At 45.6% G+C, this 20,679-nt stretch carries 18 protein-coding genes; 12 read left to right on the top strand and 6 right to left on the bottom strand.

Annotated elements, in window-relative coordinates:
• Positions 1-77: 77 nt before the first annotated feature.
• Positions 78-2,015 carry a PAS domain S-box protein gene (locus GSQ66_RS14475; protein ID WP_238395705.1) on the bottom strand — a complete coding sequence of 646 codons (1,938 nt, stop codon included), beginning with the start codon at positions 2,013-2,015 and terminating at the stop codon, positions 78-80.
• Positions 2,015-2,995 (bottom strand): CHASE domain-containing protein, encoded by a 981-nt coding sequence (locus tag GSQ66_RS19010; protein ID WP_238395704.1) that lies wholly within the window; start codon positions 2,993-2,995, stop codon positions 2,015-2,017. The genes GSQ66_RS14475 and GSQ66_RS19010 overlap by 1 nt, the downstream gene beginning before the upstream one ends.
• Positions 2,996-3,224: 229 nt before the next feature.
• Here GSQ66_RS19010 and GSQ66_RS14470 point away from each other — a divergent pair, with 229 nt between their 5' ends.
• The 4 genes from GSQ66_RS14470 to fumC all read left to right on the top strand — a co-directional run bounded on the left by GSQ66_RS14470 (position 3,225) and on the right by fumC (position 8,030).
• A complete protein-coding gene (locus GSQ66_RS14470) occupies positions 3,225-3,707 on the top strand; it encodes an Mpo1 family 2-hydroxy fatty acid dioxygenase (protein ID WP_162428119.1) in 483 nt (160 codons plus the stop codon).
• Between the two features lie 21 nt (positions 3,708-3,728).
• Complete coding sequence (locus GSQ66_RS14465; RefSeq protein WP_162428118.1) at positions 3,729-4,448, top strand: hypothetical protein; 720 nt, start codon at positions 3,729-3,731, stop codon at positions 4,446-4,448.
• Between the two features lie 904 nt (positions 4,449-5,352).
• Positions 5,353-6,399: a hypothetical protein gene (locus tag GSQ66_RS14460; RefSeq protein ID WP_162428117.1), complete on the top strand. Its 1,047-nt coding sequence runs from the start codon at positions 5,353-5,355 to the stop codon at positions 6,397-6,399.
• A gap of 233 nt (positions 6,400-6,632) precedes the next feature.
• Complete coding sequence (fumC, locus tag GSQ66_RS14455) at positions 6,633-8,030, top strand: class II fumarate hydratase (RefSeq protein WP_162428116.1); 1,398 nt, start codon at positions 6,633-6,635, stop codon at positions 8,028-8,030.
• Between the two features lie 63 nt (positions 8,031-8,093).
• Here the strand turns inward: fumC and GSQ66_RS14450 are convergent, their stop codons facing one another.
• On the bottom strand, positions 8,094-9,548 hold the full coding sequence (locus tag GSQ66_RS14450) for an alpha/beta hydrolase family protein (protein WP_162428115.1): 1,455 nt from the start codon (positions 9,546-9,548) through the stop codon (positions 8,094-8,096).
• Positions 9,549-10,007: 459 nt separating this feature from the next.
• Here GSQ66_RS14450 and GSQ66_RS14445 point away from each other — a divergent pair, with 459 nt between their 5' ends.
• Both GSQ66_RS14445 and GSQ66_RS14440 read left to right on the top strand, forming a co-directional pair.
• Complete coding sequence (locus tag GSQ66_RS14445; RefSeq protein WP_162428114.1) at positions 10,008-10,799, top strand: glucose 1-dehydrogenase; 792 nt, start codon at positions 10,008-10,010, stop codon at positions 10,797-10,799.
• A 280-nt stretch (positions 10,800-11,079) separates the two neighbouring features.
• On the top strand, positions 11,080-12,027 hold the full coding sequence (locus GSQ66_RS14440; protein WP_162428113.1) for a TerC family protein: 948 nt from the start codon (positions 11,080-11,082) through the stop codon (positions 12,025-12,027).
• 357 nt (positions 12,028-12,384) lie between these two features.
• Here GSQ66_RS14440 and GSQ66_RS14435 read toward each other — a convergent pair whose 3' ends face one another.
• Entirely contained in the window at positions 12,385-13,248 is an 864-nt protein-coding gene (locus tag GSQ66_RS14435; protein WP_162428112.1) for an SDR family oxidoreductase, read from the bottom strand.
• A 212-nt stretch (positions 13,249-13,460) separates the two neighbouring features.
• Here GSQ66_RS14435 and GSQ66_RS14430 point away from each other — a divergent pair, with 212 nt between their 5' ends.
• The 6 genes from GSQ66_RS14430 (at position 13,461) to GSQ66_RS14405 (ending at position 16,354) form a co-directional block, all read left to right on the top strand.
• On the top strand, positions 13,461-13,862 hold the full coding sequence (locus GSQ66_RS14430; protein ID WP_162428111.1) for a methionine-R-sulfoxide reductase: 402 nt from the start codon (positions 13,461-13,463) through the stop codon (positions 13,860-13,862).
• A gap of 224 nt (positions 13,863-14,086) precedes the next feature.
• Entirely contained in the window at positions 14,087-14,389 is a 303-nt protein-coding gene (locus GSQ66_RS14425; RefSeq protein WP_162428110.1) for a peptide-methionine (R)-S-oxide reductase, read from the top strand.
• Between the two features lie 27 nt (positions 14,390-14,416).
• Positions 14,417-14,956 (top strand): peptide-methionine (S)-S-oxide reductase MsrA, encoded by a 540-nt coding sequence (msrA, locus tag GSQ66_RS14420; protein ID WP_162428109.1) that lies wholly within the window; start codon positions 14,417-14,419, stop codon positions 14,954-14,956.
• Between the two features lie 66 nt (positions 14,957-15,022).
• Entirely contained in the window at positions 15,023-15,400 is a 378-nt protein-coding gene (locus GSQ66_RS14415) for a diacylglycerol kinase (RefSeq protein WP_162428108.1), read from the top strand.
• Between the two features lie 98 nt (positions 15,401-15,498).
• Positions 15,499-15,870, top strand: a complete 372-nt coding sequence (locus GSQ66_RS14410; protein ID WP_162428107.1) for a DUF6970 domain-containing protein — start codon at positions 15,499-15,501, stop codon at positions 15,868-15,870.
• A 7-nt stretch (positions 15,871-15,877) separates the two neighbouring features.
• Positions 15,878-16,354, top strand: coding sequence for a DinB family protein (locus tag GSQ66_RS14405; RefSeq protein ID WP_162344927.1), 477 nt, complete (start codon positions 15,878-15,880; stop codon positions 16,352-16,354).
• A 116-nt stretch (positions 16,355-16,470) separates the two neighbouring features.
• Here GSQ66_RS14405 and GSQ66_RS14400 read toward each other — a convergent pair whose 3' ends face one another.
• Positions 16,471-17,268, bottom strand: coding sequence for a DUF4382 domain-containing protein (locus GSQ66_RS14400; RefSeq protein ID WP_162428106.1), 798 nt, complete (start codon positions 17,266-17,268; stop codon positions 16,471-16,473).
• Between the two features lie 252 nt (positions 17,269-17,520).
• Positions 17,521-20,550 carry an AsmA-like C-terminal region-containing protein gene (locus tag GSQ66_RS14395; RefSeq protein ID WP_162428105.1) on the bottom strand — a complete coding sequence of 1,010 codons (3,030 nt, stop codon included), beginning with the start codon at positions 20,548-20,550 and terminating at the stop codon, positions 17,521-17,523.
• Positions 20,551-20,679: the final 129 nt, after the last annotated feature.

Below are 20,679 nucleotides of genomic sequence, written 5' to 3'. Positions count from 1 at the left end.
CATCAGACTATAACAACTATAAGGTGTAAAACGGTCAAAAAAATGCAGCTTAAACGTAATGTTTTCAGGAGTAGCAACTATACCTCTTCCTCCACCGGAATCTCTTTAAAATACACCCTGAACGTAGTGCCAACGTCATGGTCGCTTTCTACTTTTATTTTACCACCGTTGTTCTCTATAATGCGCTTTACAATGTATAAGCCAATACCTGTACCCTCTACGTGCGTGTGCAGTCGCTTAAACATGCTGAACAATTTATGCTGATGCTCCTTTTTGATGCCCAGCCCATTGTCGGCAACTTCCAGCACGACGTAATCATCCTGCCGGTAGGTACTTATTCTTACCTCCGGCGTTCTGTCCGGCGACCGGTATTTTACCGCATTCGATACCAGGTTGTACATAATGCTTCGTAGATTTTTGCGGGCATATAGTATCGCATCTACTTCAAAACTAGTCTTGATTTCAGTACCGGTTTCTTCTACCAGGCCATTTATGTCAATCAATACATCTTTTAGTGTTTCATCAAACCGGAGCGGCTCAACTTTAGACTGTAGTTCTTTCTGTACTTTGGTTATCTCGGTAAGGTCAGCTATAGTTCCTTTTAGCTTGTTTATGGAGTTGGTCACCATGTCAAGCACCTTTTCGTCTTCTACATCCAGCTTGTCCTGCAGTATATCGCGGAGCATAATTACTAGCCCTTCTATGTTCGCTATCGGCGATTTAAGGTCGTGCGAGGCAGTGTACACAAAGTTATCGAGGTCGCTGTTGATGCGGAGCAGTTCGTTGTTCTTGTCGCTTAGCTCGTCGTTGGCAGCCAGTAATCCAGATCGTGCCGTTACCAGTTCCGTTACTTCTATGGCAAACACCAGCACTGCTTCTACATTCCCGTTCAGGTCTTTTAAAGGCTGATATACCAGGTTAAAGTAAGCCTCCATCGGAGAACCGACACCTGTTGGAGTTATGGTTATAGATACTTCATTACCTACATAAGGCTTTCCTGTACTAAATACTTCCTCTATTTTCTTAAAAAACCCTTCGCCTTCGCGCTCGGTGTGTGCTTCGTAAATGCTTTTACCTACCAATGGGCGGTTGCCATACAAACTACGGTAAAGCGGGTTAGCCAGCACGTACTGCATATCCGGGGCACGCACCAGACCTACCAGCGCCGGAACTTCCAGGAACAACTTCTGCAGCAGTTCAGCATTTTGTTTTACCCTACGCTCGGCTTCTTTAATTTCTGTGATATCTATAATGGAGGTAATGTGCCCCATAAATCCGCCGTCGGCATCGAAACGTGGCGTACTGGTTGATGCAACCCATCGGTATTGCCCGTCGAGGCGCAGCATACGGAGCTCCATCCTGAAACTAACACCTTCTTCAGTTGCTTTACTATACTTCTGACCTGCGTACTCTCTGTCCTCAGGATGTAGGTAACTGGTCCACTGGCGGCTTAGGGTATCTTTTAGAGAAGTTCCTGTAAAATCGATCCACTGCTTATTTACATAAATAAAATACCCTGTCTCGTCGGTGATCGCAATAATTACCGGTGCATTATCGGCCATTGCCCTGAAGCGTGCCTCACTTTCTATGATAGCCTGCTGCGTGCGCTTCTCTTCTGTAATGTCACGCACCTCAATTATAGTGTAGCTTATAGTGTCATTCTCAACAATTGGCTGCACCGCACACATCACATCAAATAAAGATCCGTCTTTACGCACAAAAACCTCCTCCAGGGTGCGTATAGCTTTTTTCTGTTTCAATGCCTTTCGTATCGGGCAATCTTCTTCTTCAAACGCTGATCCGTTCGGGTGTTTATGGTGAATCATGTCATGAAGGGTTTGCTGCTGCATTTCCTCGAAAGAATAACCGGTCATCTCTTCAGCAGCAGGGTTCATAAAGGTGCAATACCCTCTTGAGTCAAGTATGAACAGGGCGGCAGTGGCATTATCGGTTATCGTCTGTTTCAGGCGGTTAGAGCGGCGGGTGCTTGACAGCGACCAGATAATAAAGAACATCAGGAAGCTGATAATACTCCCCCCAGCAATATAAAGTAAGGAAGGCCGGCATCGGAGGTTTGCACAAAAGACGGCTTGGCTGTGCTGTATATGCGCCAGGTGTTGTTGGCTATAGTTATGGTGTTGATTTTGCTGAGCCTCGCCTTATTTCTGTTATAGTGCAGTACAGAATCGGTGCTGTATAACAACGTCTCCTGGTTCATAGTGGTGCCGTCGTACACTTCTATATCAATGTCGCCATAGTCCTCGCCCAGGGCATACGACATAAAGTCCTTTGCCCGGAAAGGGCTATAAATAAATCCTTTGATCAGGTATTGCCGCTCCTGTATCGTTTCAGGGTCTGCGTTATTGCGGTAAACCGGCAGGTAGATCAGGAAGCCGGCCTGTTCATCCTTACCGGTTTCCTGCATCAGACGCACCTTGCCTGACATAGCAGGTTGTTTGGTATCGCGGGCAATGCGCATTGCCGATTGCCTGATCGGCTCGCTGAACATATCAAAGCCAAAAGCCCGCAGGTTGCGGCTAATAAAAGGCTCCAGGTAAATAATTGAACTATAGATTGCCCGTTTGCCTTCCGGCACAACTTTGTAATCCTGAAATCCTTCTTTTCTTATCTGCCTGACATGTTCCTCCATTTCGCCGGGCCTGATAAAGTGTGTATAACCCAAACCTTGTATGCCAGGGTATTTTTCTTCGAGGTTCAGGTTTTTATAGTAGGTATGCCAGGCCGCCCGCTCCACTGTATCAGAAGCGATAAACAAGGCTTTGGCCCCGATCAGGATCTGTATGTAATCATTCAGGCGTTTGTGAATATCCTGGGTAGCCTGGTCGGCCCGGAGCTCAAACAGTTTTTCACTTCGCTCGGCGGCTTTCTTCTTTGTTTCGGAGTATAAAAATATAGTTACTAAAAATATGAGCAGGAAAGAGGAGATAGCAATTACGTGATCCTGAATAAAAGCAGCAATTTTAGCTAATCTCATAGGCAAGGGGTTAAGCTACAGCCGACATAGTAGTATAAAGTATACTTTTACCCAAAATATTTGTTGGGCTGTGGCTGTACTATACCCAAATATACAAAAAAGCGATTGCAGGGCAAATTTACCATCTCTATCATTTTATAACTTTTCGGATAATCCCTTTTATCACAACCCTTGTATTTTATATATAAACCTGCTATATTAAGTATACTAAACCCATAACCCCTGCCTGATGAAACCGATACAACAATGGTTTGACGAATATGGACAAAGCCATCAGAACCATACCAACAAGCTGATTCACTGGATCTGTGTGCCGCTTATCTTTTTCAGCATTATCGGGTTACTGGCCAGCCTGCCAAGTGAGCCGCTTAAAATGCTTTTCCCGGAACAACTACGGCCTTTTGTACATTTCGGAACTATAGTTATACTGCTGGGCCTGCTTTTTTACCTGCGCTTGTCGGTGCCTATGTTTGTGGGCATGGCTATAGTTTGCGCTGTTATGCTCTGGCTAGTATACCTGGTCGACTATAAAACGGATAGCCCGCTCTGGCTGGTTAGCCTCATCGTATTTGTAGTTGCCTGGGTCGGGCAGTTCTACGGGCATAAAGTAGAGGGTAAAAAACCTTCCTTTTTAAAGGATCTGCAGTTTTTATTAATAGGGCCTGCCTGGTTACTTGGGTTTATATACCGGAAATTGGGTATACCCTATTAACTTTGCAGAAAATACCCGATTATGCTTGAGATAATAAGAAGCCTGTTGATAGGCATGTTTGCTATAGCTGTATTATTGCCTGTAGTTCGTTTTGCTATGCGCCGAATGCTGGCCGGCTCTACAGGAGAGAAGCTGACCCCTGAAGAACAGCAATACATCCAGAAAAAGGAGTGGAAGCTAACAATTGCTTACTTCTTTTTTGCCTGCGTGCTGGCCGTGTTCAGTGCCGGTGCACTGGCTATGCTCTCAAGTATAATTCATGCTTCAACCGGAGGTTGGATCCACCTGCTTACTCCTAACTTCAGAGCCTTCTTTGCGCCGGGGTTGCTGCTGGGCTTAACCTTAGCTGTGCTTCCACTAAGAATGGTTCAAAGATCGCTCTTAGGCCACGATTATGAAATGTACCAAACTCACCTGCTACAAACAGAAGGACGTGGTTCTATCAAGATATATCGGGTACTTTTCCTGGCTATGGTGATCATTTCCGGTATAGTTGTATGGTTTGTTATGCAATGGCACATCCGGATTTTTGAGAACACGCTTACAGTTACCAACATCCTCTCCGAAGAACGCAGCTATAGTATGTTGGATATAGATAAGATCGAATATCTAGGCAAGGAAGGAGAGTACCTGATCACGTTCAAGGATAAAACCAACATTAATACTTCTTACCTGAAACCGGTGCAATTAGAGATGATCGCGCTGCTATCTGAAAAATCAGGAAAGCGGGTGATCAGGTAGAGAGAGGGTTAAAAGCTAGTTAACTATAGCTTAATGAGATTATAATTGTTTTGCAGGATCTAGCAGCGTGTGTAGTTCCTGCTAGTGTTTGGACTAAAGTTTCTTTTTGTCATTCCGGGTGCAGTCAAGGAATCTTCTATCATATCTCAATTGTCATTTCGGTGTCAGGGGAAATCTGAATTCTATAATTGGATTCTCTACAATTCGAACCAAGCCTTTTCTTTCATAGCCACTTCCAATCCTGGGAACTTTACTTACCTATCGTTTCAATTCAGCTTTGGTGCCCTCACGGCCGGGAGGCCACGTCTTCGGGCATCGCGCTGCTGCTTTCTTGCTACCCTCGCTGCGCTCGTGTTGCCTTGCGGCACCGCAACAAAGCAAAGGCGCTCAACCCAAAGACTGCGATCAGTTCGATAGTAACTGCTTTAACTATAGTCGGAACTGTTATAGTTGCATCGCTTTATCGTGGTTGTAGTTCCGTAGGGACAGGTCGCGACCTGTCCGATCTTGGTCTGTAACTATAAATGGTAACACAAACTATAGCAAAGCCAGCAAAGTCCCCCTTTGAAGGGGGCAGGGGGATGACAAACGGTAACTATAAAACTAAAAACTAAACTATAGCAACAGCCGGAATTCCCCTCTTGGGAGGGGCAGGGGTGGGTTAAAACCACAACTATAGAACGATACCCTGAACTATAGCAGTAACCGAAAAACTCCCCGCCTGCTAGCCAAGGAGGGGTTGGGGCTGGTTGGACCACGGAAACTATAGCACTATAGCCAGCGCTATCACCAGACCTGTCTCTGCCAAGCCAGTTGAGCCAGTTGAGATGAACCAAATCTTAAAATATTTCCATCTTAAAATTCCTAGACCTTATCTTTGCACCCGGATTTCTGAACATCTAAAATGAAATATAAATTACTGATGCTGATGCTGCTATGGAGCGTAGCAACTATAGCGCAGAAGAAAGCAATTAACGTAACCGAGCAAACAATAACGATACCGGCAGCAGGCAAGCAAGCTGTGTACTTTTATGGTTTCCAGAAAGGTGATGTAGCAGTCGTAACTATAGAACCTGACAAGCCCGGGCAAGCGATAAATCTGGAAGTGCAGGAATTTACTTCGGGTGCTGTTGTTTATAGTTCGCAACCGGTAAAAAGAGTAAAAGAACTGAAGCTGACCGTGCCGCAAAAGCTGGTGTATAAGTTTATAGTTTCATCCACTTCTGACAAAGCCATACCGGCGAGGTTAAGCATTAAACGCCTTCCTGAAAAAGAAGTAACCCGCCACTTCAACGCCAACATCACCTGGCAAACTATAGCCGATACCACCTGGGCAACCACAACCGAAAAGGTACTGGTAAAAGGGGAACTTACTCCTGTAACTATAGTTGATAAGACGTTCCGGGTGGCCTCTATGGCAAACCTGAACCCAAGCCGGGTGTCGGTGCCGTTTAAGTTGCCGGCTAATACCGTGCATTGGGTTTACTGGATCGGTGTGGGGCAGCAGTCGGTAGAGGACCTGAAGAATATGACCAAACTGGTTACCAAAGGTGCTTCTGTAATAGCATCTTCAACGGTGAGTCCGGTGGTGGGTTTTGGGTTGGGCTTGCTGCCGGGTTTGCCACAGGTTAATGCCAGCGGCAACATTGATTATTACTTTATGAACAAGGTATCTGCGGAGAAGTTTGTGGCGGATGAAGAGGGCTGGAAACCTTATCCTTTCGCGCATGGTACGGGCATCGTCTCTGACTACAAAAAAGTAGCACTCTCCGAAACACCTAAGACTACAGACGGTACCCTGTACGCCACTTTCCGGAACAGCAACACCGTCACCGGCCTGGACATTACGCTGAAGATCGTAGCCTTTGAGCAGGAAAAGAAGTACATAAACAAGCAGGTGCGCAAACCGGTTAAGATAGAACAGAAGCAGGTGCCTGTTTTCGGGGAATAACTATAGTTATGGGTTATGAGTTGATAATTATGTAAATGCCATCTCAATGGAAAGGGAGAACTTTATCAGGTAAAAGCCGATTCAGATTTCTCACGTAGTTCGAAATGACAAGGGAGGGTGGGAAGTAACATATAAAGTGTAATTCGTAACCCGATATCTAGAATTCATAACTCTAAAAAGTTTCGTAGTTTTGCCGCAGAAAAATTGATCCTTTAAACCTAAGTATAAACGATATGCAAGTTCGCGTAGAGAAAGACACGATGGGCCCTGTAGAGGTGCCTGCAGACAAATACTGGGGTGCTCAGACACAGCGCTCTAAAGAAAACTTTACCATCGGTGGTCAGTTGATGCCGAAGGAAGTGATCGAAGCTTTTGCTATACTTAAAAAGTCGGCTGCTTTTGCTAACGCTGAGCTGGGCGTGTTGGCACAGGACAAAGCTGAGATAATCGGTAAAGTTTGCGACGAGATTTTAGATGGCAAGCTGGCTGATGAGTTTCCGCTGGTAGTTTGGCAGACAGGTTCGGGCACGCAGTCGAACATGAACGTGAACGAAGTGGTGGCAAACCGCGCACACGTACTGTTGGGCGGCAACCTGATGGACGAGAAAAAGAAAATCCACCCGAACGACGACGTAAACAAGTCGCAGTCATCGAACGACACCTTCCCGACGGCGATGCACATTGCCGCTTACAAAAAAGTGGTAGAGCACACCCTGCCGTTGGTTAAAAAACTACGCGACACGCTGCACAGCAAGTCTGAAGAGTTCATGGATGTGGTGAAGATCGGACGTACGCACCTGATGGACGCTACGCCGCTTACACTGGGCCAGGAGCTTTCGGGTTACGTTGCTCAGCTGGATTATGGCATGAAAGCGCTTCGCAACACACTGGAGCACCTGAGCACGCTGGCCCTTGGCGGTTCTGCTGTAGGTACAGGTCTTAACACGCCGGCTGGTTACGATGTACTGGTTGCCGAAAAGATCTCCCAGTTTGCAGGTCACACGTTCATCACAGCTCCAAACAAATTCGAGGCTCTTGCAGCACACGATGCTATAGTTGAAACATCCGGTGCACTGAAGCAACTGGCTGTATCGCTGATGAAGATTGCCAATGATATCCGTTTACTGGCTTCTGGTCCACGCTCCGGTATCGCTGAGATCCTGATTCCGGAAAACGAGCCGGGTTCTTCTATCATGCCGGGTAAAGTAAACCCAACGCAGGCTGAGGCTATGACGATGGTTTGCGCACAGGTAATCGGTAACGACGTTGCCATCTCGGTTGGTGGCATGAACGGCCATTTCGAGCTGAACGTATTTAAGCCGGTGATGATTTACAACCTGCTGATGAGCGCACAGCTGATCGGTGACGCCTGCGATTCGTTCGACAAGCATTGCGCGGTAGGCATCGAGCCCAATTACCCGAAGATCAAAGAGAACCTGGAGAACTCGCTGATGCTGGTAACGGCCCTTAACCCGCACATCGGTTACGACAACGCCGCCAAAATCGCGAAAAAAGCACACAAAGAAGGCACAACCCTACGCCAGGCTGCCATCGCGCTTGATTTGCTAACCAACGAACAGTACGACGAGTGGGTGAAGCCGGAAGACATGATCGGCAGCTTGAAGAAGTAAGAACTGTAGTTTAACAGATAAAGGAAAGCAGCTCCGTTTGGGGCTGCTTTTTTGTTTCGCTTGCTATTTACTTTTTTGCCCTTTCTTCGGTTTGTTATTGGCTTTTACCTGTATTTCTAACCAATCACCAATTATCTTCAGAGCTTCATGCGCAAAAGTTTCTTTCAGAGTAAAGGGCTCATTATATGAACCTGTGACAGAGGTCTGCATAAAGTGATTCATTTCGGGAAGAATTACCTCTGTAAATTTTTCGTTTCCTCCTTCCAACAATCCTTGCTTTATGGCAAAAATATTCTGTTCTGCAGGCGCCTGAGAATCTTTTGCCCCGCTTATGGCCAAAACAGGAACCTTAATCTTATTCTGGTAAAATTTGGGTTCAAAATGCAGGTGGTGGAAATGCCATGGATTCAGGTAAGGAGCAATGTACATATCGCTGTAATCAGCATCCGAACCAGTCTCCTCTTTAAACCATTTGTTAAAGTTTGATCTTGCCGTAGCACTATCAGGGGCCGCCGCAATTATATCATATGCCTTCTCCTGAAATCTAACATCCTGGGCACTATCAATCTTCTCTTCTGATAATCCTCTGGCTTTCAATAATACACGATGTCGTGCTTTGCTTAGCTCAACACCTGAGAGTCCTACTGCTGCCATTAATACAATGCCGGTAACAGCAGGATCCTCGGCCGCTACAATCTGAGTCATGAGCGTACCTTCACTATGGCCTATCACATACACATCTTTTACTTTCACTCTCTTATCTGCGCGTAGAGCTTTTACTGCTGCCGCAGCATCTCTGGCAAAGTCTTCCGTAAAATTCCCTCCATAAGTACCAGATGATTCTCCTACGCCACGCTCATCGTAACGTAGAACTGCAAAACCACGCTTCGTTAGTTCATCAGCTAATACTAAAAATGTTTTGTGGTAAAATTGTTCCCCATCGCGATTATGTGGCCCTGAACCAGAAACCAGTACCACTCCCGGTAATTCTTTCTTCACTTTAGGAGCTGTGATGGTTCCCCGAAGAACTATTGCTTCACCTCCTCCTTCAAACTTAGCAGGAAGTACGGCATAAGAAAAGGGTGCTATTGGTGTTTGCGGACGGTTAGGTCGAATACTATCCGCATTCGCAGGCTTAAGAGTTAGAGGGACTTTTAAGCCTATTGAAGGCACTTCTAAAGTGCCACTAATTTGCTCTTTGTTTCTATTGTAAAGCGCTACAAAAGTATAGCTTGCCATGTGATCTTTAAAACTTACCCATAAGCTATCACCTACCAATTTAAAGCAATCAGCCTTTAGATCATGCATTCCCGAAGAAGGTATAGAAACAAGTACTTTCGTGCTTCCTCCATCTGATGCACTAAAGCTTAATATGCTTTGGTGTGCTGTTGCTCCTCCAAAATTAAGGTCGCCTGCCCATATACCTTTAGGTAGTTGTTGTCCAAAAGAGATTAAAGGATAAAACAGGATTAAGATTACCACAAAGGGCTTTAAGGTTTTCTGTAAATATATTTTCATAGGATACAGATTATTATATTTAAACTTAACTATATAAGTAACTAATTGCAAACAGCTTACATAACTCTGAGGTATTATTAAGCTCGGCAAGTTTAGCGTAAACACAACTTTTGGTTACACTTTGAGGCCAGTTGCCAATACGCTCCCCGCTAGTGCGAGCTTGTAGCTCGTACTTAATTTATACTATGAAGAGTAAAACACGAGCTGCAAGCTCGCGCCAGCAAGAGCCAGCAAGAAGATAAATACTTTTCATAGTTGCGCAACACTACTCTCTAAGCGCCACAACTATAGTTGGTTTACCGGAAACCCACCTTCCATCGTATAACCCATAGTTCACACACCTCCACAACTTCCCTCATTTCCTCACCCTCCTGGCTTTTAGGTTCTACCCATTCACCTCAAAATGTAAATCTACAGCCTCGTGTCATTACTGAGTTCTACACTTAACTATAACCTACTATGAAAACTTTCGACCAAAAATCTATTATTATCACGGGTGCTGCGATGGGCCTGGGACTGGCAGCAGCGAAGGAGCTGGCAAGTCAGGGAGCAAATCTTACTTTGATGGATTTTAACAAAGACCAGCTTTCGGATACGGCTAACAACCTGACCAAAGAATTCTCTTCAGCAAAGATCATTACCGTAGTGGGCGATGCATCTAAGGAAGATGACGTTAAAAAGTATGTCTCTGAAACGGAGAAAGCTTTTGGCCGCATAGATGGGTTCTACAATAACGCCGGAATCGAAGGCAAACAGGCACCTATGACCGAGTACGACATCAACATGTTTAAAAAGGTGATTGACATTAACCTGATGGGTGTTTATTACGGCATGCGCTATGTAATTCCGGTCATGCAAAAGCAACAGTACGGGCGCATTGTAAATGTGGCCTCCGTAGGCGGCATACGGGGTGTGCTAAACCAGGTGGCTTATGTAGCCAGCAAACACGCCGTGTCTGGCATGACAAAAAACGCAGCCCTGGAATATGGCAAAGATGGTATTATAACCAATGCCATCGCGCCGGGAGCTATACTTACGCCCATGGTAGCCGAGGCCTTTAAAGAAGTTAACCCTGATAACCCGAAAGCCGCAGAAGCCGAGTATGCCCAACGAAACCCAACCAGGCGCTTAGGCCTACCCGAAGAAGTGGCCAAAGTGGTGGCCTTTCTGCTGAGCGAAGCAGCCTCTTATGTAAATGGCCAGACTATAGCTATAGATGGTGGCGAATCAAACATGTATGGCAATTCTTAAACGGGCATCTGAACAACAGGTTAAAGGTTTACTGTTTGAGAGCCGGCCTTAGCAACCTGTACCGGCAATTGCTTACAAGGCCTTATACAAGAACTACTGTTAAAGGAAAAGCAGCTGCTGTTTGGACTGCTTTTCGTGTTTTCTATCTTGTTTTAAGGCCTATAGTTGAAAACAGCCTCTGCTTAGAACCCGATCTGATTAATTTTGTAAACAAAACAGGCCTTACTTATAACAAACACCTTATAAGTACTGTAACTAAATCAAACTATAGCAACACTTTATGGAAGTAAATGCCTCATTCTGGATAGGGTTTAATGTATTTGTACTGCTTATGCTCGCGCTCGACTTAGGTGTTTTTAACCGGAAGGCGCACGTCGTATCGGTAAAAGAAGCACTAACCTGGTCGGGTGTCTGGATCAGTCTTGCCTTAATTTTTAATGGCCTAATTTATTACTGGTTCGGAGAGGCAAAAGCAGTTGAGTTCCTGACCGGTTACCTTATCGAGAAGTCTCTGAGCATTGATAATATCTTTGTGTTTGTGCTTGTTTTCGGCTATTTCAAGATTCCGGCCATGTATCAGCACAAGATACTGTTCTGGGGTATACTTGGTGCCCTTATCATGAGGATCATCTTTATTTTCGCCGGTGTCGCTCTTATCCAGAAATTTCACTGGAGCGTCTACATTTTTGGCGTCTTCCTGATCTATACCGGCTACAAGATGTTTACGGAGAAAGGTGCGGCCATAGATCCGGAAAATAACCCGGTTATCAAGTTCTTCAGAAGAATAATGCCGGTTACAAACCAACTGCATGGCGATAAATTCTTTGTAAAGCAGGACGGTAAGCGGTTTGCCACCCCGCTTTTCCTAGTATTGATACTGATCGAAGCCACTGACCTTATTTTCGCAGTAGACAGTATTCCGGCCATCCTTGCCATTACACAGGACCAGTTCATCGTGTATACCTCAAACGTGTTTGCTATTCTAGGTCTGCGCTCGCTGTACTTTGCCCTCGCCCACGTAGTAGACCGCTTTGTTTACCTGTCGTACGGGCTGGCCATTATACTTGTATTTGTAGGGTTGAAGATGGTTATGGTCGATATTTACAAGATTCCTACGTTTATATCCCTGCTTGTAATTGCGCTGATCCTGATCGTGAGTATCGTGTTGTCTTTTATAAAAACCAGAAAGGACAATAGAATAAACAGCCAGGGGAATCAGAATATTTAGAATAATCCTTTTGATACAAATCTGGCGGCAGCGTAACCTGTGGTTATAGTTGCCGCCAGATTTTTTTATTGCCTTTAACTATAGTTTGGCTGACTTCTTTGGAATGCCACCAACTAACATTGGATCTGTCATCTCGACGAAAGGAGATATCTGTTTAAAACACTATCTAGTATAGCTTAAACAGATTTCTCACGCTGTTCGAAATGACAATACAGAAAAACCTGCTCTTAAGCTCGTGGAAATAGCTGCTATAGTTAGCCCGTAGTTGTAATGCTATAGTTTGGGGATTCATACAAAAGAAAAAAGCTACCGAAGTAGCTTTTGATAACTGAGAGTGGCTATAGTTAAGCTATAAACCTACCCGGCATTTTGAGTTGCTTTCAGCGCTTCAGCCAGTGTTTCTTTCATAGGCGTGGTCGGGTGACCGATGAGCTGAGACAACTGACGGCCATTGTCATACAAGGCGCCACCTGACGCTGCTACGTCCCAGCCGGCAATAGCATATGCCAGCCCTTCAGGTAAACCAAAGCCGGCAAGCGCGGCTGCATAATCGGCTTCAGGCAGGTTTTTGTATGGTATGTCTTTTCCGGTTTGCCGGGAGATTTCGGCGGCCAGGTCGCTGAGCGTGTAGGCTTCGTCGCCGGCCAGTTCGTAGGTTTTACCCTGGTGGCCTTCTCCTGTTAAAACAGCCACTGCTGCGTCAGCAAAATCAGCACGGGAGGCTGATGAAATTTCACCCTCGCCAGCGCTACCAATAAAAGCGCCACCGGCAAGCGCCCCCTGAACAGAGCCCATATAGTTCTCAGTGTACCAGCCGTTACGAAGAATGGTGTAAGGAATACCGGACTGCTTCAGTTCTGCTTCTGTCTGGCGATGTTCTTCTGCCAGGCTCAAAGATGACGTATCAGCGTGCAGCAGACTGGTGTAAACGATCCATTTAACGCCGGCTTTCTTCGCTGCCTCAATTATATTGTGGTGTTGTGTGGCTCGCTGCCCTACTTCACTCGATGAGATCAGCAGTAGCGTATCTATACCTTCCAGTGCCCTGCTAAGTGTTTCCGGCTTTGTGTAATCGGCTTCGCGTACCGTTACACCTAAACCTGCACCTTTTTGCTGCGAACGGGCTAGGGCTACCAAATTATCAGCCGATACCTTATTTTTGAGCTTACTGACCACAAGCCGGCCAAGCTGCCCTGTGGCTCCGGTAATTCCTATCTTCATGTTGTTTACTGATTTAGGTTGTTGATTTATGTGTACGATATTCTTAAACAACAGGCAAAAGCCGGGAAGGTTACCAAACTATAGCAATCGGCTCTTTACCCATAGCAGGTCATTTATAGCTATAGTTGAAAGCATGGATTCCTAAAACCTTCTTACCTTTCCGCTGTTCTTAAAACCACACGTATAAACAGGAAATAACAGAACTATAGAATATGAAAATAGCGAAAGACCCATCAGAATACAACGTACTTACCCCCGAAGAAGCCCGCATTATAGTTAACAAAGGAACAGAATACCCGGGCACCGGCGAATACTATACCCATAAAGCAGAAGGGGTTTACCTATGCCGCCGTTGCAACGCGCCACTTTATACATCGGAGTACAAGTTTGAGTCGAGCTGTGGCTGGCCGAGTTTTGATGACGAGATAAGCGGAGCAGTAAAGCGCATTCCGGATGCTGACGGCCACCGTACCGAGATTGTGTGTGCCAACTGCGGCGGGCACCTGGGCCACGTGTTCGAAGGCGAGTATCTTACGCCTAAAAATATCCGCCACTGTGTAAACTCGCTCTCGATGAAGTTTGTGCCGGTGGAAGACCTGGAAAAAGGAGTTTAATTTTCTCCCGCGTAAATCAGTTATACATGGCACGGGCGTCTTCGCTCGTGCCGAACTATGCCTGGGTTTCTGGCCCGGTTGAATTACAAACTCAACATCATACAAAGACACGAGTTACAAACTCGCGCCAGCGAAATAAACAGGTAAATCTATAGTTGAATTATGTTAGCAGATAAGTCTCCTTTGAAAAGGGCAAGAGGATGACAAACTGGATTGACCTTTAAATGAAATTCGTACGCAATCAGAAAATAGATCCGGTAGGAAACGAGGGAGGGGTTTATACCTGTTCCGGCTGCGGGCAGGTTTTGTTTGAGGCAAAATATAAATTTGAAGTTGGTTCGGGCTTTCCGAGCTTCTGGGCACAGGTGGGGGAGAACGTACAGCAAAACCACTTGAATACGTATGACCGGGAGCGTATACAGCTGTTGTGCAGCCAGTGCGGGCAACACTTAGGCCATTTGTTTACCGATGCCCGTACACCAACCAACGTGCGCTACTGCATAAATGCGGATGCGCTGAAGTATTAACTATAGCTTATTTAAGGAAACAGATCAATGGAAATAGCAACATTCGGGAATGGATGCTTCTGGTGCACAGAGGCAGTTTTTCAACAATTAAAAGGTGTGGAAAAAGTAGCGTCGGGCTATGCGGGCGGCCACGTGGAAAACCCAACTTATGAGCAGGTTTGCAGCGCCACCACAGGCCACGCAGAAGTTTTACAGATAACGTACGATCCGCAACAGATCAGCTATGAAGAGCTGCTGCGCGTGTTCTGGGAAACCCACGACCCAACTACCCTAAACCGCCAGGGCAACGATGTAGGCCCGCAATACCGCTCGGTAATTTTTTACCACAACGAAGAACAAAAGCAGCTTGCCGAAAAATATAAACTGGCTTTAGAGGAATCCGGCGCGTTTGATGATCCGATCGTGACAACTATAGAACCGCTCACCAACTACTACCCCGCCGAGAAATATCACCAGGATTATTTTCTGAGAAACGGCAGCCAACCCTACTGTGCCTTTGTAGTGCGCCCAAAAGTTGAGAAGTTCCGCAAGGTATTTAAAGACAAACTAAAGCCGGAGTATAGTTAGTAGTTGTTAGTTATTTGTTTTCGATATTATTCATTAATAATCCGTCATTAATAATTATTCATTCCTTTGGAAGGTTACTTTAAGAAGCGCTATAACAGTTTTAAGTTTGCCTTACAGGGTCTGAACTCGGCTGTTCGGTCGGAACCGCACATGCGCCTGCACCTGTTGTCGGCGCTTGGAGTTATAGTTGCCGGTCTCCTGTTTGATGTTACTAAACTGGAGTGGTGCCTGCTGGCTGGCAGTATTGGCCTGGTCCTTACTGCCGAGATCTTTAATACCGCCATCGAAACACTTACAAACCTGGTATCGCCGCAGCACAACCCGCTTGCCGGCAAAACCAAAGACCTGGCTGCAGCAGCTGTTCTGGTGGCTGCTATTACAGCAGCTATAGTTGGCCTCCTCATTTTTATCCCTTACATCCAGGACCTGGTAAATGCAAAGTAGCTAACTATAGTTGTTAAACACCTTAAGCTATAGTTCATCCGTACTTCTTTAATCAGAATTAAAATAGTTACCTTTGCAGCCGCTTTAAAAAAACGCATATGTATACAACGCTGACCCGCATTTTAACTATAGTTTTGTTCTGCCTGGCTGTATCCTGCAAACCAACTGCTACGCCTGAAACGACAACAAATGCGCAGGCTCCCTGGTTAACAGACCTGATACAGCAACTGCAACAGGATGCACCTGCCAACCCGCCTGCTAAAATTTACAGCTATACTTATAACGGCCAGCAAGTATATTACCTAACCAGCCGCTGCTGCGATATCCCCGGCAAACTGTTTGATAAGGATGGGAACCAGCTTTGCGAACCGGATGGCGGAATAACCGGAAAAGGAGATGGCCGCTGCCCAGACTTTTTTGAGAAGCGCACAAACGAAACTATAATTTGGGAAGATAAACGCGAAAGCTAATTTAGAAATGACAGGAAACGACGTACTAAAGAACTTATCAGAATATAACATCTGGGCAAACCAGACCATGCTGGATGTTTTCAGCAGCTTACCGAGCGTACCAAACAATGCTGCCCGCCTGATGAGCCATGCCCTGAACGCACAGGCCATCTGGATCGCCCGCATCACCGGCACAACAAGCCCAGTTAAAGTATGGCAGGAGCATAACCTGGAGCAGTTAAAAGAACTTCACAAAAGCGCCTCTTACAAAATTGCCGAGTTGGTGGCCAACTCTGATGAGGCCGAATTTAACCGCCTGATAGACTATACCAACAGCCAGGGAAACAAGTACAGTACCCGCGTGCTGGATATTTTAACGCATGCCTTCAACCATGCTACTTACCACCGCGCACAGGTTGCCACCGACCTGCGCAAAAACGGCCACACCCCACCAAACACCGATTACGTGACCTACGTGCGTGAGCTGATGGGCCAGGTTTACTAAAAATTAAAACTATAGATAAATAAAAAGGAGCTCCAGGTGGAGCTCCTTTTTACATGGAGGGGTTCACAAATTAATTATCTATAGTTGATACCGGTTTAATACCGGCTCAGCTTTCTTTATTCAGGCAGTTCTACAGTGCCAAGGTCTTTTATGGCATTCTGAGATACTACTACATTCGTTATAGTTGTATCATGCACAGCACCTTCCGTAAAGAACTTTACAGAATACGTACCAGCCGGAACGCCTTTGATCAGGAAATTACCTTCATCGTTGGCAAAACCGCCTAATGTATCGTTTGCTGAAGAGATCACATAAATGCCCGGCTTATATTCGGCAGGAGTTACCATACCTTTTATACCGCCAGCCACAGCCTGCGAAATTACACGGATAACCGGTTTCAGGTTATATCCGCCGTTACCTTTAGCTACTACCGATTTGGCCGCATCAAAGTCAAGCAGCATTACATACGTTACATCAGACTCCAGCTTAGCATTTACCGATAGCTTTACACCCGAAGTTTGTCCGCTTGGTGTTTTAAGGTCTATTACTTCCCCGCTCTTCAGCTTCACCGTATTTTCGTCGCCCAGTACAAGTCTGATCTGTGAGATATTTCCGGCAGGCAGTTCAGCGCTGGCAAGCAATGTATCACGACCGTTGGCAAAATCAAGCAGGTTATAGATGCCCGGGTTGATCTCATCCAGTGTTACCCAGCCTTCTTCGCTGTCTGTATTCTCTCTGTGCACCTGCACTGATTCAATTTCGATATTTACTTCTTCATAATCACCAGGGGCATCTGTCATGCGCACCTGTAGCTGAGAGGTTCCACTGCCTTCAGAATCAGTGTCGCTGTCGCATGAGCTAAAGCCAAAAGTTAGTGCTCCCAGCAGAAAAGGGATAATCAGTTTTCTTTTCATAATTATTGTATTTAAAAGTTATGGCTCAAATATCTGGTGTAAAGATGAAGACAACATGAAGATTTAAACCGATGTCTTTTTAACACCTGAGCCGGCAGCATTCCAAAAGCTTTGTGAGCCATTGTAGGGTTAGAACGCTGATAACCGCAGGAAATTACGTGAGCTTGTAAATGAAAGATGCCTGAAGTGGGCGCTTCAGGCATCTTTCTTTAAATACAACAATTATATATTATAGTACTACCATAAATTGCATTATTTTGTACCGGTCTTTGTGGTGTCGGTTGGTGTTACGGCAGGTTTAGTAGCCGGCTTCGTTTTTGGCTTCAGGAAATCAGAGATCTTATCGGTCGCTTGCTTCTTTATATTTAGCTCCGCCTCTTTACGTTTCTTCTCCAGTTCTTCCCGTGCTTTCTGTTCTGCTTCCTGCTTTCTGCGGTTCAGTTCGTTTCTGATGCTGTCTTCCGCCTGCGTTTTGCGCTGGTCCAGCTTTAGTTTAGCATCGTCCAGTTTACTTTGCACTGCCTCTTTCACCAGGTTAGATGCCTGCTCTTTTACGCTACCACCTGCCAGGCTAACTTTAGGGTCTGCCAGTGTACCGCCAACTTTCAGGTTCAGGGTTACACGCTCCGCTGCTTTTAACTGGGTACCGCCAACCATACCAGCCAGTCGGGAGTTTATTTCCTTGCCCACTTTACCTGTTGGCACGTTCAGGGCAGTTAAATAATCTATCTGGCCGTTCACGTTATTGCTACCGCCTACGGTCATCTGCATGTCGCCAACTTTCAGGTCGAAAGGTTTAATTACCAGACTACCATCTATAATCTGCGCATCAATTATCTTGTTTTCGATCACGAAGCTTTTCAATTCATCCAGGCGTGTCAGGGCACTTATCTGGTTCACGATCTTCACATCGCTTACTGCAGCCTTCAGCACCTTTATTATACCGCCACCATCCAGGGTTTTGAACACTGGTGTCATGTCCGGGGCCATCTCGCCGGCAAAGTTAAATTTGGTATTGAAGGTACCATCCAGCAACCCGGCAATAGGAGCCAGCGCTTTTATCGTATTAAAGGCGGAGAACGCTTGTTTAAAGTTCAGGTTCTGGATATCAAGGGCCATATCGAACAATGGCTTTGTCAGATCCTGGGTATTGTAGCTTCCGTTTGTGGCAAAAGTAGCTCCTAAGGTATTAAAGGTTACTTTGTCCAGTTTTGCGATCTTATCCTTCACCAACACCTTACCTGTTATATTATTAAGCGTCAGGTTATCGTAAAGCACTTTTTTGGCATTCACGTTCAGGGCAATGTCCAGGTTAGCTGGTATTTCTACCACACCTTCGGCTGCGGTGCTGGCAACAGGTTCGCCGGTTTCTTCCACCATCCACTCGTTCACGTCGAAGTTATTGGAGCTCAGGTTAAAGTTACCGCGCAGGCTCTGGTTATCAGCCAGCGCATAACCCAGGTAATTCGAAATACTACCGTTTGCCTGTATATCGCTCTTACCTAAATAACCACTCATATTTTTGATCTCGATGCGCTCGTTATTGAATATGGCATCGGCTTTACTGATCTTGATACCCTGCGGCATGTCGGTGCTCACAAAATTCAGGTTGCTAATGCCCATAGTTCCGTTAGCCGACACATTGTTGTACTTCTCTGCTTCAATGTCGCTTAGCTTCCCTTTGGCCGCCACGTTCGCATTTATTCTACCTGAAACGGTCATGCCCTCCTGCGGGAATATTTTGGTCAGTTTGGTCAGGTCGAGGATACCTTTAATATCAAAGTCGAACGACGGCTTATCTATACCAGCAATCAGGGCACGGCCCGAAAGTGGTTCGCCATCCAGGGTCATGTTAAAGTTCTCTATATTAATACGGGTATCATCGGTGTTGCCGGTCTCGTTCAGGATGTTGGTTACCATGTTCAGGTTCTCGATCGGAGCCGGGAAATCCTTGGATTTGATATAACCGTTGGTCAGGCGCATATCGGCATCTATAACCGGCATGCTGGTTTTAGAGTAAATGCCTTTTGCATCGGCATCTACTTTAAGCAACCCACGCAATGTCATTCCTTCAATCGGGAACACTTTGGTCATTTCGGTCAGGTCGATATTTGCTTTCACATTACCATCAACCTTCATCGGCTCCAGACCTTCCACCAGCATTTTGGCATCAACCGGGTTTTTGCCCAGGTCCAGGTGCAGTTGGCGTACATTTATAGTTGTGTTGTTCGGGTTGCCATCTTTGTTATCGATGCGCATGTCCACGTTAATATTGCGGGCAGCCTGTGGCAGGTCAGGGTATTTAAAGAAACCGTTGATGATCTTCAGTTCTGTGCCAAAGCCTGGCATCAAAGTATCGATCATGCGGCCTTTAAAGTAACCATCAAAACTCAGCTTACCTTCCGTTTTAATGTCCTTGAACTGCTCTGTATACATACCCGGCACCACTGACAGCACGTTTTTAAAATCAGTTTCAGTCGCTTTAAAGGTCAGGTCAAAATCCATTGCCTCGTCGGGCATCAGTATAGTTCCGGCAAACTGGAAAGGCAGCTCATTAACTCTAATGTTGTTATCTTTAAATGTATACAGCGATTTGTTCAGGTCCATCGCCATTGTTACATCGGCATTAAGCTTTCCGTTCTCTATATAGTTTACACCATCATAGGTCATGGTAAAGCGGTCTGATGTTGTCTGCGATTTCATATCAAACACATCTTTGGCAAAATCGCCGGAGCCGGTATGGTTCACGTTGTAAGCGGCCATGCCAAACGGAATGCTCAGGTCTTCATAGAAGAGCGTACCGTTAGTTACATCCCATTTTTTGATGCCTATTTTAAAATCACTCGCAGTTGTATCCGTTGGGGTAGGAGCAGCCGTGTCGGGTTTCATAATATCCCAGTTGGCTTTACCGCTTTTCAGAACTATAAGCCTGATCTTTGGCTCATCCATTGTAATGGAATTAATTTCCAGTTCATCGCCGGTAATTACGCTCATCAGATCCAGGCCCATCCTGAAAGACGGAACCTGCGCCAGCGTATCAGTAGCAAAAGAATCGATGCCAACTATAGCCAGGTTCTCTACGCCCAGCGATACATTCGGGAAATCGCGGAACAGCGAAAGGCTTACATCGTCAGTCTGGTAAAGTACGTTTGCATTAATATTCTTTGCTATCTCTTTGTCCAGGGTCTGTTTGATTTTATCTTTGAACAGAACAGGCACTAAAGCCGCTACGGCCAGCAGCACTGCCAGAAAAACAAAGAAGCCAATAACTACTTTTTTCATATGGGTCAGGTAAGGGTATCTTGTTATAAATGTGTATCCTGCAAATGTATAGCCAAAACTATGCAAAAGTTTAAAGGCAAGGTATAGTTAGCAGTAATTTTTAAGAGTTGCCTGTTTTGACTTTCTTTA

Origin of the sequence: Pontibacter pudoricolor, from assembly GCF_010092985.1 — a bacterium.
Classification (GTDB): domain Bacteria; phylum Bacteroidota; class Bacteroidia; order Cytophagales; family Hymenobacteraceae; genus Pontibacter; species Pontibacter pudoricolor.
The sequence above is the reverse complement of the archived record's forward strand: the minus strand, read 5'-3'. Positions and strand labels throughout refer to the sequence as shown.